Below are 12980 nucleotides of genomic sequence, written 5' to 3'. Positions count from 1 at the left end.
GCGGAGTCTGGGGGGGTTAGAGCTCGACCACCGCTCCGCTGTGACGGGCACGTTCGGCGGCGAAGACCACGCGGTGGCTGGCCAGGCTGGCATCGATGCCCGAGACGATGAGCTCGGGACGGCCCCGGTGCAGGGCGTCGAGGTAGGTGTTGAACATCGCCTCGTCGCCTCCGGCATGGCCCTCTGCGGCTGATGATCCGTCGAGTGAGGTGTCGAGGACGGTGCGGGTCTCGGCACGGAAGTCGTAGACCTCGATGTGGCGGCCATCGCCGGTGAGTTGGCCGCGAGTACCGAAGATCTTGGTATGGCGGTTCTCCAGCGGTGTGAAGGCGGTCAGGGTGAAGGAGGCGGTGATGCCGCCGTCGAACTCCAGGTTGACCACCTGGTGGTCGGCGACGTCGTTGTCGCTGTGGTAGACGCACCGCCCGTACGGACCGTCGGTCAGCGCGGCGGTCACCGCCTCCTCGGTCAGCTCGCCGGCGGTGATGATCCGGGTGAAGTACTGCTTGGTGCCGCCGTTGTGCAGGCCGTCGCGGTAGAGCGTGGTGGCCGAGTAGGCGCAGACGCCCTGGAGCGGGCAGGTCACGCACCGGTCGGTGGCGCCTTCGGGGGCGGCTTCGGGACGGAAATGGGTGAGCGATCCGAAGGAGCTGACCTTGGCCACACGCTGCCCGGCGACGTCGGCGATCCAGTCGATGTCGTGGCAGGACTTGGCGAGCAGTAGGGAGGAGGACTCGTCCTCGCGGCGCCAGTTCCCGCGCACGAAGGAGTGCGCGAAGTGGTAGTGGCCGATTGGTTCCAGGTGCTGGATGGAGACGATGTCGCCGATCGCACCTTCGAGCAGCAGTTGCTTGAGCTTGACTGTGTAGGGGGTGTAGCGCATGACGTGACATACCGCCAGGGCGGTGCGGTTGCGCCGGGCCGCCTCGGCGATCGCCTCGCAGTCGGCCTCGGTGGTGGCCATGGGCTTCTCCAGCAGGAGCTGGTAGCCGAGCTCCGCCAGGGCGATGGCCGCGGCGACGTGCTCGGCGTCCTGCACGGCAATCACCGCGACGTCGGCCAGCCGCGGCTGCGCGAGCAGGTCGCGCCAGTGGGCGAACTGGAACTCGGGGGCGATGTGGTGCTTGGTGGCGAAGGCGCTGCGCACCCGCTCGCGCGGATCGGCCACGGCGATCACGCGCGCCACCTCGGGCCGCTTGGCGGCGAGGTCGGCGTAGGCGGCCCCCCGGGCTCCGGCACCGAGGATCGCCAGGGTCAGCGGACGGCCCAGGGGGCGACTCAGGTCGCCGGTGATGAATGCGTCGGTCGCGGTCGCGGTGGCGGTGGTGGGGTTCACGAGGTGCTCCTGTGAAGAGGATCGAGTTGCGGGCGAGGGCGACTGGCGCACGGTCAGCCCTTGGTCGCCCCGCCGGTCAGGCCCTTGACGAAGTGTTTCTGGAAGGCCAGGTAGCAGACGAGGATGGGCAGGGTCGCCAGGAACATCAGCGCGAAGACCTGGCCGAAGTCGCTCTGGTGCTCGCCGATGGCGCGGTAGATGCCAACAGTGACAGTGGTGCCGTTCGCGGGGCCAAGCAGGATCAGCGGGTTGAGGAAGTCGTTCCAGATCCACACCCCGAGGAAGATCAGCACGCTGGCTGAGGCGGGCCGCAACAGCGGGAAGACGACCTGCCAGAAGATCCGGAAGCGTCCGGCGCCGTCCAGGGCCGCGGCTTCCTCCAGCTCGATCGGGATGGTCTTCACGAAGCCCATGAAGACGAACACGCCGAACGGCACGTAGTAGCCGACGTTGACCAGCACCAGACCGGGGATCGTGGTCATCAAGCCGAGCGAGCGCAGCACTTCGGTGATCGGCTCCAGGATCACTGAGGGCGGGATCATCAGCCCGCACAGCAGCAGCGCGAGCGCGGCCTTGGCCCACCGCCCGCCGGCGCGGGCCAGGTAGTGGCCGAGCATGGCCGAGACCACGGTCAGCACCGTGACGGAGATCGCGGTGACCTCCACGCTGTTGATCAGGCCGTACCAGAACATGTGGTCCGGGCGGGACATGACCTGCTGGATCGAGGACAGGGTCGGCGGGATCGGCAGGCTCACCGGGTGGGCGGTGATGTCCTGGCCGTGCTTGAAGACGTTCACCAGGACTTCGTACAGCGGCAGGAAGAACACGGCGGTCACGAAGGTCGCGGCGATGGACCGTATCCACGAGGTGGTGCGCGGTGCGCCGGTGGCACTCACATTGTGACCTCCCGTCGCTGCAGCACGCGCAGGGCCAGGACCGAGATCGCCGCGATGATCACGAGCATCAGGGTCGCCATCGCCGAGCCGTAGCCGATGTGGTTGCCGGTGAAGGTGGTCTGCACGACCTGGAAGGCGATCGTCGAGGTGGTGCCGTTGCCCGGCCCGCCGTTGGTGATCACCTGGACCTGGTCGTAGGCCTTGAACCCGGTGATCAGCAGCATCACGGTGTTGATGGTCAGCGCCGGCGCCAGCATCGGCCAGGTCACGTGCCGGAACCGGGCCTGCCGGCCGGCGCCGTCGATCTCGGCGGCCTCCAGCAGTTCGGCCGGGACACCGGCCAGACCCGCCAGGTAGACCACTACGCAGAACCCCAGCACCTGCCAGGTGATGATGAACGCCACCGAGTACAGGGCCAGGTCCGGATCCGACAGCCAGCCGGGCGGATGGGCCACACCCAGGCTGCGCAGGGCCGAGTCCAGCAGCCCGTCGTCGGCGAGGATCGCCTGCCAGATGACCGAGACCACCACTGAGCTGAGCACGACGGGGGTGAAGAACACCGAGCGCAGCATGTTGTAGAGCCAGCCCCGCCGGTCCAGCAGGAGTGCGATGGCAAGTCCCAGGACGTTGGCCGTCGCGGTCACGATGGCGGTGACGATCACCGTGTTCGACAGGGCGCCGGTGACGTCCGAGTCCTGGAGGAGCCGGGTGTAGTTGCGCAGGCCCACCCACTGGGTGGGTGGGTTGGCAGGGTTGCGGTTGGTGAAGCTGTTGCGGACCGTCATGGCGATCGGGATCAGCACGAAGGCGAGGTAGACCAGCAGGCCGGGTGCGCCGAAGGTCAGGAAGTGGACGGCCTTCGCCAACCGCCGCCGGCCGCGCGGTGGGCCTGTGGTACGTCTCGTGACGTGGGAGCCGGTGCCCGCCGGGCGGGTCTGTGTCGCGGACATGATGATCTTCTGCGCTCCTGCTCTTCGGGTGGCCCGATGGTGCGGTCGGCGCCGGCCCTCCCCTCCTGCGGGGCCGGCGCCGGGCGGTGGGGTGTGTGGCTACTGGCTCGCCTTGGCCCATTCGTCGTCGAGGAAGGAGCCGAACTGCTGGGAGGTCTTCTTGCCGTTGATCAGGTCGGCGACGCCGGCGGCGGCCCTGTCGGCCAGGCCTGCGGGCATCGAGCCGTCACCGGTCTCGATGGAGAAGGCGTTGACGATCGCGTTCTGCTTGACCGCTTCCTGATACAGGTCGGCGGTCGCGGTGTAGACCGGGCCCATATCGGCGGGCGGGGTGTAATCCTTGATCGCGATGATCGAGCCGTCGGTCCGTACCGAGGTGTCCAGCGAGGTCTTGTCGAGCATGAACGCCAGCGCCCACTTCTTGGCCAGATCCACGTTCGGAGCCTTGGAGCTCACCGAGGTGCCGCCGCCGGTGTAGGCCGGGACCACCAGCGAGCCGTCGTCGGTGGGCCAGGCGAAGACACCGACGTCGAAGCTGGGCTTCTTGGCGTCGGCTGAGGCGGCGAACCACGAGCCCATCGGGTACATCGCGCCCTTGTTGTCGCGGAAGGCCTGCTCGTCGTCGGCGTAGGAGCGCGACAGTCCAGCGGTGTCGATGTAGTTGTTCTTGGCAAGGTCTGCGATCTTGCCGGCGGCCTTGGTGAACGCCGGGTCGCTGAACTTGGCCTTGCCGGCGGCCTTCTGCGCCAGCCAGTCCGGGGTGGGCTTGTAGGTGTCGGTGGCCACCGCGCCGATCAGCGGGTACATGTCGGCCCAGGTGTCTTTGCCGCCACCGCCGACGACGAACGGGTTGATGCCCTTGGCCTTGAGCTTGGCACTGTCGTCGAGCAGTTCGGCGTAGGTCTTCGGCGGGGCGGTGATCCCGGCCGCGGCGAAGTCGGCCTTGTTGTAGTACACGAGCGGAGTGGGCTGGGTGTTGTACGGCAGCTGGTAGATCTTGCCGCCGATCGGGTTGGAGTGCGGTGAGACGAAGTCCACCAGCTCCGTGTCCGTCCACGGCGCCAGCTGCCCGGCCTGGGCGAAGCCGTTCGGCGACACCGCGATCATGATGTGCGGCAGTTGGCCCGAGGCGGCCAGCTGCTTGGCGTAACCCGCCCGGTCTGCCGACGGAGCGACCAGCTTCTGGATGGTGACCCCGGGCACCTTGGCCGAGGCACGGGCAATCGCGTCGTCCCAGTACTTGGCCGTCAGGTTCGGCGTCTCGAAGGTCAGGAAGGTCAGGGTGACGGCGCTGCCGCTGCCTTGGGCGGATCCGCCGCCGGAGGCGCCGGCTGCGCAGCTGGACAGAGTGAGGGCGGTGACGACGGCGACTGTCGTGAACAGGAATCTTCTGCGCATGGTGGATCCATTTCCGGCTCGGAGTGACGAGCTCTGGGCGCATCGAGGAGCGAGGAGTGCAGGGGTGGTCGGCGACTGCGGTCGGGGTGCCGAGGTCGCGGTCTTTCCCTGATCGGGGGGCGCGTCACTGTGCGTGTGGGGCGGTCGCGCTGGTGTATTTTTTGATGCATTGACTAAAAAAAACTTGTTAGAGTCTGTTCCGGAGTTGGCAGCACTGTCAAGAGAGGGTCGGATGAGACGAACAGGTGGCGACGGATCGCTGCTGCAGCGCATTAACACCGTGGCGGTGCTTCGAGCACTGCACGGCGCGCAACAACTGACGCTACGCGATCTCACCAAGGCGACGGGGGTGTCTCGAAACACTGCCGAGGACGCGGCGCTGACCCTGGTCGGCGCCGGCCTGGCCGAGGAGTTCATCCCGGAGACGGACGAGCGCCCGGTTGGCCGGCCCGCCAAGTGGTACCGGTTCCGCGCCGACTATGGCTATGTCGTCGGCGTCGACCTGGCGGTCCACGAAGTCAACGTGCTGGTCGCGAACCTGGCCGGCACCGAGCGGTCCCGGCACACCTGCCCGCTCGACCCGACCGCGCCCGCCGACAAGCGGTTGCTGGCGGCGCAGGAGGCGGTCGAGGCCGCGATCCGCAGCGTCGGGATCGACACGGCAGAGGTGCTGGCCGTCGGCGTGGCCGCCACAGGCATCGTCGGCCGTGACGGGCGTGTGGCCCGAAGTGCAAGACTGCCCCAGACGCAGGGATACAACCTCGCCCAGGGGTTCGCCATGCTTCCGGGGGTGCCAGTGCTCGTCGGTAACGACGCCCGGCTGGCCACCCTCGCCGAACGTTGGCTGGGCACAGGCTGTGACATCGACAACTTCGTCAACATCGTCGCCGGCCGCCACATCACCGCCGGCGTCGTCCTGGGTGGCCAGGTGCTGCAGGGCGTCCACGGCGCCGCTGGTGAGATCGGCGTGCTCGCCGAATCACGCTGGCAGGCCGCCCTCCAGGCCATGGCTGACTGGCCGGACGACCGCGAGAGTACCGTCCGTGCGGCCGCGGCCGGCGACGCCGCTGCCCGGGCCCGGATCGAGGAGCTCGCCGAACACCTGGCCACCGGCATCGCCGCCATCGTGCTCACCGTCGACCCCGAGTGCGTCATCCTCTCCGGCGGCCTCAGCCGAGCCGGAGACACCCTCCTCGACCCGCTCCAGAACCACCTCGACAGGAAGACCCTCTTCCCGATCCCCATCCGGTTGTCCGCCCTCAACCACAACGCGGTCGCCCTCGGCGCCGTCCGACTCGCCCTCGACCATGTCGAGCAGGACCTCTTCGACACCGACTCCGCCCGCCTCGCTGCGGCGCTTGCCACCTGACCCGAGCATCGTCACGTGCTCTCCTGGGGTCTGTACAGGTCGGTAGCTCCGTCCCGTATCGGTGGTAGCGAAGTGTGAACGCCGTCGCCGGCATGGCATGGTTGATGTCAACGGGCTTTTGGGCATGGTGCTTTCGGGACTGTCGGACTTCGTCGTGGAGGGCGTGACGGGCGAGGGCATCCGGGTGTCCCGCGCGGATCCGGGAGGATCCGGGAGGATCCGGGAGGATCCGGGAGGATCCGGGAGGATCCGGGAGGATCCGGGAGGATCCGATGCCGTGCCGGCGTGTGAGCAGGCGACGGGGCGGGTGCACGGCTTCCATGGGTGGGCCGTTGCGGACGTTCCGGTGGACCGAGGCAGGTCTTGGTGCGGGTGCGACGCTTGGTCCACCCGGTGTTCGGCTGTCCGCGGCAGACGTTCCGCGAGCAGGTTCCCGGCGTCGTGGAGCGCCATCAGCGGCGCACCAACCATCAGGACGAGCAACTCAGCTTCGTGGTTTAGGAGTTACCGGGCCGGGCGGGGTCCCGTCCCTCCCGTGTGCTGGCTTGCGCGATCTCCCTCTCGACCGCTCGGCTCCTGCTCATGCGTAGAGCGGTGCCGCCGGCGCGCGTGCTCGGCATCGACGACTTCGCCCTCAAGCTCCCGAGCCGCTACGCGACCGTGATCATCGACGCCGAGAGTGATCGGCCGGATGTTCGCCGACATCACCGCCGGTGGGGTCCGCAAGTCGCTGGCGAACCAGGCGATGGCCGTGTGGGTGCGCGAGGGCGATCGTTGGCTGCTGCTGGGCTACCAGCCCACCGTCCTGCCGGAGGCGGTCCGATGAACGCGTTCACCTACGACGCCCTGCCCGGACGTGTCGTGTTCGGCTCCGGCGCCGCGAGTACGCAACTGCTGGCCGAGGTCGACGCGTTCGGTGCGCGGCGGATCCTGCTGATCGCGGGGTCCTCGGAGGCCGATCTGGCCCGCGAGCTGTGCGCCCCGTTCGCCGACCGGATCGCGGCGGAGTTCACCGACGTCCGCCCGCACGTGCCGGTCGAGGTCGCCGCGCGTGCTCCCGCGGACCGTCGCCTACGACCCGGACCTGACCCTCACGCTGCCGCCCGAGCTGTCGGTGGCCAGCGGACTCAACGCGATGGCCCACTGAGTCGAGGCCTTCTGGGCGCCGCGCCGCAACCCGGTCTACAGTCGCCTGCGACAGCCTACCGGCGCGCAGGGCGAGATTTCGGACGGCCGCGTCCTCGACGAGTCGTTCGAGGTCCTCGGGGGCGGCCAGCGTGGACGGTTCCGGGTTCGGTTCGTCGTCGATCAAGTAGCTGGCGCGCACGCCGAGGGCCTTCGCGAGCGCCTTGAGGGGTGACGCCGTCGGGTTGTCCTTTGCGCCACTGGGGAGCTCTTGGATGAGGTTGGCGGCTCAACCCGACGCAGGGTCGCCCGAATCGGCCCGCATGAGGGTTCTGTCGGCCACCTCTTGGTTCGTCAGCGCCGTAGAGTGGGATTGATCCATGCCTCATGATTGCAGCCAGGTGCACAGCGTCACCACTGCCTAGGGAACATGGCCACTGGCTGTACAGACGCCGCGTGCGCGCCGATTGGCATGCACGGTGGTACTCGCCCGGGTTCCGGGCAGCCGACGTGAGCGTACGCTCTCCCACACGTGTGTGCTGCCCGGAACCGGGTGGTGCGGTGTCAGTGCTTGCGCTGCGTGCGGCGCCTGCGCAGGAGGAACACGGCGCTGCCGCCGGCGGCGATGAGAGCGGCGCCGATGACGCCGGCCCTGGTGCTGCCGCCTCCGGTGGAGGCGAGCGATCCGCCATCGGTTGTCGTGGAGGACGGAGTGTTGCCGGGTGTCGCGGTGGAGCCGATGGCGGCGTTGCCGGCCGGCTGTTCGGGGGAGGGCGAGGCCGGCTGTGTAGCGGTGTGGGACGGCTGCGCCTGGGCGCTCCCCGCGACGACGGGGGTCGGGTCCGGGGTGGTGGGCTTGGTTGAGGTGTTGGAATTGGAAGGTGCCGGTGTGGTGGGGGTTCCGGGTTGGGTGATCCAGCCGCGGGTGATGTGGGCGCCGCCGCCGACCGCGGTGGCGTGGTAATTGGCCTGGCCGATGCAGCCGCTGTATTCGTGGCTGATCGTGGAGCTGCCGGTCAGGCCGCCTGAGTCGGTGGAGGTGGGGGCGCCGAAGAGCACGTCGGTGCTTGGCAGTTCAGCGCAGGTTGGCGAACCTTCGTAGTACTCGACGAACCCGGCCTGTCCGCTTTGGAGGTTTCCACTGCCGGCCGGGAGGGTCCAACTGCCGATGTGGTTGGCCGTACCGGTGACGGTGTCGGTCGCGGTTCCGGTCCAGGTGTCGGTACCGGTCTTGGCGACGGTTACGTTGTAGGTGTGGCCGTAGACGGTGTCGAACTCGGCGCCACAGCTCACGCCGGCGCCGCCGTCGGCTCCGTTGTGGCAGTTGGGGTCGGTGCTCGTGGAACCGCCGGTGAAGGTGGAGAACACAGCGCGCAGTCTCTGGTGCCCGTTGAGATCGGCCCGTGGCTGTAGGCCGGTGTAGCCGAAGGCGTGAGCGAAGTCGTACTGCTGCGCAAAGTAGGTGCCGTTGGCTCGAAGGGTGGCCGGGTTGACCGTCATGGGGAAGGTGATGTTCGTCAGTCCTGCGGCCGGGGTCTTGGGGATCGACCAACCGATCGCTACGTTCCCGCCGGCGGAACCGGCTGCCGACGCGGACGTCGCCGTGGCGAAGGGCACCACTCCCACGATCAAGGACAGCAGACCTACTCCCGACAGGCTCGCGGCTGCCGTGCACCTGCCTGTGAGTATCGACATATTGTGTTCCATTTCTCGGACGATTAGTCCCCCGCTTTAGCCACAGAGGTAGTCCACCGCTGAATCGTTAGATGGTGTTCCACGCCGAATGGGCGTTGGGTTCGCCGCTGTGTACGTTGGCGCGCTTCAGATCGCGCCGCACTTCCATCGACGCGGCGGGCCGTGCCAATGGAACAATTGTCATCCCTATGGCAGCGCTCCTGTCGTAGCCTTTGTTCATTCCCATAGGCGTAGCGTGGGACTACGCACTGGCAATCGGGCTTGTGGTCGATTCGGAATGCCGTCGGTCTCACCGACGCCCAGGTGTTCGAGGCAGCGATGGAACCCGTCGGACCGTCGACCCGGCACCGCTGGTGTGCCTTGCCGACCGGAGCAGTGAGCCGGTGCTCAAGGGTCTTCGGCGATGGCCGGACTGTGGGACGCCAGACTTATCGGTACCCCCCTCAGGATCTGGGGGCGCTGCAAGGTACTCGTCCATGTTCATCGCCTCCGGCCTAGTCATGAGAGCGCCTTCCGCGCCGCCTCGAGTAGCTGGGCCTATTCAGCCAGATATCCTTTGTGATCGATCACCCATGCGACAGGATGTTGATACATGCTCTGAATATCTGAGTTTCGAGCATGTTTGAGCAGCTCGATGTCAGAGCATCTTGTCCGCCCTACGAGCGGTTGTCAATCGACCGCTGCCGCCGGAGCGCCGTGACCAGCCACGGCCCTACCCCTGTCGACAACCTCACCCGCCCTGGTCTTGACGCTGTCGGGGGGTCTTGGTCGCTGCGGCACCAGCTGACGGATCGCCAGAAGCACACTTCTGAGTGCTTCGCTGGTCGAGGTGGCCCTGGAAGGCGGTTGGTGGTCGTGGGTACGTAGCCTCGCCCGGGAACTACCGCTTAGGAGTTCGATGTTGACGGTGACGACGTGAGTATGCGCCTTGCCCCGTTCGCTGTAGCGGCAGCGGCCCGTGCAGTGGCCCTGGGCGAGTTGGCGGATGGTGCCGGCCACGTCGGACCGCACCGCGTCGCCCACCTACAAGACGGTCGCCGCCACCTGGGCGGCGGTCGGCGTCAGCGGCTTCACGGTCACCGGTCCTGGTAGCAGGACGACGCCGGTGAACACCGCCACCAGCCTGCAGATCCAGGCGGAGTGCGACAACGTCGGCGCCGCCCTGACCTACAGCGCGACCGGCCTGCCGACCCGACCCGTCAACCCGGCCGGCACCGACCTCACCGGGACACACACCGTCGTGACGGGCGGCAAGGCACTGGACGACCCGAACCACAGCACGGCCGCCGGCACCCAGCTCATCACCTGGACCGCCAACGGCGGAACGAACCAGAACTGGCAGTTCACCCGCCAGCCGGACGGCTCCTACCAGGTCGTCAACGGTCTGTCCGGTCTGTGCGCCGACGTCAGCGGCGGCTCCACCACCGCGGGCGCCCCCGTCGTCCAGTGGACCTGCACCGGCGGCACCAGCCAGCACTGGATCCTCACGTCCGACAACGCGCCGGTGACCCAGCAGATGAGCAACGGGTCCGCCACCCAGCAGTGGACGATCCAGTGAGCGCGGTGACCTGATCCTCTTCCCCGTGACGTGTGGGGGCCGTCCTTCCCCGGGCGGCCCCCACACGTCACCCGTCGACCGGGCCGCACCGCCGTTCGGTGCGGACGCGGGGGTGGAGGCGGAACGGACCGATAGTCCAAGAACCCGCCACAAGAAGTCCTTTGCGAGGGATGTCGGGTTACACGACCATCAAGTGAACCGCCCATCCCCGACGCGCACTGGCCCGGTCGGTCAAAAACCCACTGACCGCCGCCTCTGCGCCGAGGTTCTTGAGCTCGTTCGGCTCTGAGCCCACCAAGGCTCCAGGTCGTCGGACCACTGCGTTACCCGAGTCGGTGGCCGAACGTCACCCTCCGGTGTTCCTCCCGGCCGGTGCAGCGGATTTCCGCACGGCTGAACCGTTACCGGCCGACCACGTCGGGAACGGTGAGGGAGCCGATCCCACTCCTGTGCGGTGCGTGCTTCGCATGGTGACGGCCTCCGGGTGCGGGCCTGCGCACATCGGGCGGCATCGTAGGCGCACCACAGCACCGCCGCTCGGACATGAGCGTGTGGCGGTATGCGACGGGTCGGCACCGCGGCAACTTCGCGCACCGGCCCGGACGGCTCCGGCCGGACCTGCGCGCGTGCCGCGGCGTCAGGAGTTGGGTCCTGGGGCGTTCCAGGACGAGCCTGCGGCGGGCCGTGCGGACTCCATACGGCCAGATGTCCTGGCAGGCCCATGGCGGCGTCGCCGGGGTACGGCGCATGCGGAGGGAAACGGCGCGTGTTGAAAGCCAGGACCTCGGTCGGACGCGACAACAACGGCATGTCCTCATGCCAGGACAGAGGAGGAACAAGTGACGAGAACGAGAATCGGATGGCGTCGATCAAGGCGCTGGTACGTCGCGGGGCTAGCGTCCCTCGCAGTGGGGACGCTCATCCTCGGGGAAGTCGGAGGGTCGGCGTCGGCGGCCGGTTCCGCCGGCGGAAACGTGTTGGAATCCTGGTCCATTTCGAACGTCCCTGCGTCCGGACTGACGAACATCACCTTCCCCATGACGGTGAAGACCGCCACACTGCGCCAGGCCGGCACGTACTTCGCTCAGCAGTTCAGCTTCACCAATTCCTCGTCCGGCGCCTACGCCGGCCTGCAGCCGAGGGCCGACCTCAACGGGCACCAGAGGCTGCACGCCGCCTTCTCCAGCTTCATCGCCAACACCACGTCCACGGATTCCAACTGCAGCAACGGTGCTGACGGCGGGGCCGGGGTGAGCTGTGCGTCCGACTTCGACGGCGTCTACGGTCACGAGTACGCCATCAAGGTCGCCCTCACCGGCACCGACGCGTGGACCGGTACCGCGACCGACACGGTGACCGGTGTGGCGAACCACATCGGTACCTTCAAGCTGCCCTCCGGAAGCGGAAACCTGAACGGCAGTCACGGCGGCTTTGTCGAGTACTACCGCGGATCGCCCAGCTGCGACCAGCTGCCGAAGATCGACGTGGTCTTCGGCGCCCCGACCACGACCGACGCCGGTACCCACGCCGGTACCGCCAAGGCCAACTACGAGTACAACGACTGCATCGGCACGGCCGACTACACGGCGATCACCGAGGGCAACGGCACACACATCACACGCGGCTGGATCACCAACGGGCCGGACCGGATCGCCCAGTCGTCGATGTCCGTGAAGTCCGTGGACAGTGCGGAGACGGCGGCGGAGACCGCCCCCGGCACCAACGTCCTGGACGGGAAGGCGGCTACCGCGTGGGTGACGAAGTGGTCGGGCACCGCTGCGCCGATGCCCCACGAGATCCAGCTCGACCTCGGCAAGAACTACTCCGTCACCGACCTGTACTACCTGCCCCGATCCGGCACTGCCAACGGCCGGATCAAGGACTACAAGGTGTACACCTCCACGGACGGCACCACCTGGGGCACTGCGGTGGCAACCGGTGCCTTCCCCAACAGCGCCACCGAACAGGACGTTCGCTTCAGCGCCGTCACCGCCCGCTACGTCCGTCTGGTCGCCACCAGTGAGGTCAACGGCAATCCCTGGACCGCCATCGCCGAACTGAACATCGCGGGGACGTAACAGGAACCTGCAGACGCCTGGAACCGGTCCGGTTCTGGCTTGGTGTCGGCCGGGTCGACCGCGCATGTCGTGGTGCCCGTTCGAAGGCGAGGACCTCCAGTGAGGCGAACCCGTGTGGGGATTCCATGCCGGAGGTCTTCGCGTCGCACCGTGAAGAGCCTCGTTCGGTTGTCGTCTGGTCCACGGCCACGAGATCGCCCCGGCCCGGCTGCGGGACGATGGTAGGCAACCGCGATTGCTTCAGCGAGTTCCCGGTGAGCAGCCGCGCTGCGGTGAGGGAAGTTCCAGGACTCCGCAGCCCGCCGTCCTGAAGCGCTGGGAAACGGCTCGGGCCTGGTCGTCGTGGAGGGAGAAGACGAAGAGCCCGGGACCCAGCACGACGTCGACGCTGCCGTGAGCCGCCTGGTCCAGGAGGTACCCGACCGGGCGGCAGCAGGCCGGCTTCGCCCATGCCGTGTGCCTGGCCACCCACTGGTCCGGCCGGGCGTGGTGGCCTCGGTGGACCATGTCGCCGTCACCCGCACCATGGCGGGAGTCCACGAGGTCGAGATCACTGTCGGTGCCGGAAGCCAGCT

The 12980-nt window shown here is 67.9% G+C and carries 10 protein-coding genes; 5 read left to right on the top strand and 5 right to left on the bottom strand.

Annotation, left to right across the window (positions count from 1 at the left end):
* Positions 1-16: 16 nt before the first annotated feature.
* The 4 genes from ACFTWP_RS23745 to ACFTWP_RS23730 all read right to left on the bottom strand — a co-directional run bounded on the left by ACFTWP_RS23745 (position 17) and on the right by ACFTWP_RS23730 (position 4580).
* Positions 17-1336 (bottom strand): Gfo/Idh/MocA family protein, encoded by a 1320-nt coding sequence (locus tag ACFTWP_RS23745; protein WP_380266702.1) that lies wholly within the window; start codon positions 1334-1336, stop codon positions 17-19.
* A gap of 53 nt (positions 1337-1389) precedes the next feature.
* The gene (locus tag ACFTWP_RS23740; protein ID WP_380266778.1) at positions 1390-2187 is read right to left on the bottom strand and encodes a carbohydrate ABC transporter permease; all 798 of its coding nucleotides are present in this window, start codon (positions 2185-2187) and stop codon (positions 1390-1392) included.
* 41 nt (positions 2188-2228) lie between these two features.
* Positions 2229-3182 carry a carbohydrate ABC transporter permease gene (locus ACFTWP_RS23735; protein ID WP_380266700.1) on the bottom strand — a complete coding sequence of 318 codons (954 nt, stop codon included), beginning with the start codon at positions 3180-3182 and terminating at the stop codon, positions 2229-2231.
* A 99-nt stretch (positions 3183-3281) separates the two neighbouring features.
* Positions 3282-4580, bottom strand: a complete 1299-nt coding sequence (locus tag ACFTWP_RS23730) for an ABC transporter substrate-binding protein (RefSeq protein ID WP_380266699.1) — start codon at positions 4578-4580, stop codon at positions 3282-3284.
* Between the two features lie 349 nt (positions 4581-4929).
* Between ACFTWP_RS23730 and ACFTWP_RS23725 the strand changes: the two genes are divergently transcribed.
* From ACFTWP_RS23725 to ACFTWP_RS23715, 3 genes are all read left to right on the top strand, one after another.
* Positions 4930-5949, top strand: a complete 1020-nt coding sequence (locus tag ACFTWP_RS23725; protein ID WP_380266698.1) for an ROK family protein — start codon at positions 4930-4932, stop codon at positions 5947-5949.
* A 691-nt stretch (positions 5950-6640) separates the two neighbouring features.
* On the top strand, positions 6641-6775 hold the full coding sequence (locus tag ACFTWP_RS23720; RefSeq protein WP_380266697.1) for a hypothetical protein: 135 nt from the start codon (positions 6641-6643) through the stop codon (positions 6773-6775).
* A gap of 225 nt (positions 6776-7000) precedes the next feature.
* Entirely contained in the window at positions 7001-7096 is a 96-nt protein-coding gene (locus ACFTWP_RS23715; RefSeq protein WP_380266696.1) for an iron-containing alcohol dehydrogenase, read from the top strand.
* A gap of 542 nt (positions 7097-7638) precedes the next feature.
* On the opposite strand, the gene ACFTWP_RS23710 is transcribed toward ACFTWP_RS23715, so the two are convergent.
* On the bottom strand, positions 7639-8769 hold the full coding sequence (locus ACFTWP_RS23710) for a DUF3472 domain-containing protein (RefSeq protein WP_380266695.1): 1131 nt from the start codon (positions 8767-8769) through the stop codon (positions 7639-7641).
* A 985-nt stretch (positions 8770-9754) separates the two neighbouring features.
* On the opposite strand from ACFTWP_RS23710, the gene ACFTWP_RS23705 reads away from it, so the two are divergent.
* Entirely contained in the window at positions 9755-10327 is a 573-nt protein-coding gene (locus ACFTWP_RS23705) for an RICIN domain-containing protein (protein ID WP_380266694.1), read from the top strand.
* Positions 10328-11364: 1037 nt separating this feature from the next.
* Complete coding sequence (locus ACFTWP_RS23700; RefSeq protein WP_380266693.1) at positions 11365-12405, top strand: discoidin domain-containing protein; 1041 nt, start codon at positions 11365-11367, stop codon at positions 12403-12405.
* Positions 12406-12980 lie beyond the last annotated feature (575 nt).

This window comes from Kitasatospora sp. NPDC057015 (genome assembly GCF_042673745.1).
Classification (GTDB): Bacteria; Actinomycetota; Actinomycetes; order Streptomycetales; family Streptomycetaceae; genus Kitasatospora.
This window is presented reverse-complemented; position numbering and strand designations above follow the sequence as displayed.

What these genes read in the sequence shown, in the direction of transcription:
- ACFTWP_RS23720 (WP_380266697.1), top strand. Translation starts at nt 6,641, where the DNA reads ATGTTCGCCGACATCACCGCCGGTGGGGTCCGCAAGTCGCTGGCGAAC.
- ACFTWP_RS23700 (WP_380266693.1), top strand. Translation starts at nt 11,365, where the DNA reads ATGACGGTGAAGACCGCCACACTGCGCCAGGCCGGCACGTACTTCGCT.
- ACFTWP_RS23705 (WP_380266694.1), top strand. Translation starts at nt 9,755, where the DNA reads ATGGTGCCGGCCACGTCGGACCGCACCGCGTCGCCCACCTACAAGACG.
- ACFTWP_RS23735 (WP_380266700.1), bottom strand. Translation starts at nt 3,182, where the DNA reads ATGTCCGCGACACAGACCCGCCCGGCGGGCACCGGCTCCCACGTCACG.
- ACFTWP_RS23730 (WP_380266699.1), bottom strand. Translation starts at nt 4,580, where the DNA reads ATGCGCAGAAGATTCCTGTTCACGACAGTCGCCGTCGTCACCGCCCTC.
- ACFTWP_RS23710 (WP_380266695.1), bottom strand. Translation starts at nt 8,769, where the DNA reads ATGTCGATACTCACAGGCAGGTGCACGGCAGCCGCGAGCCTGTCGGGA.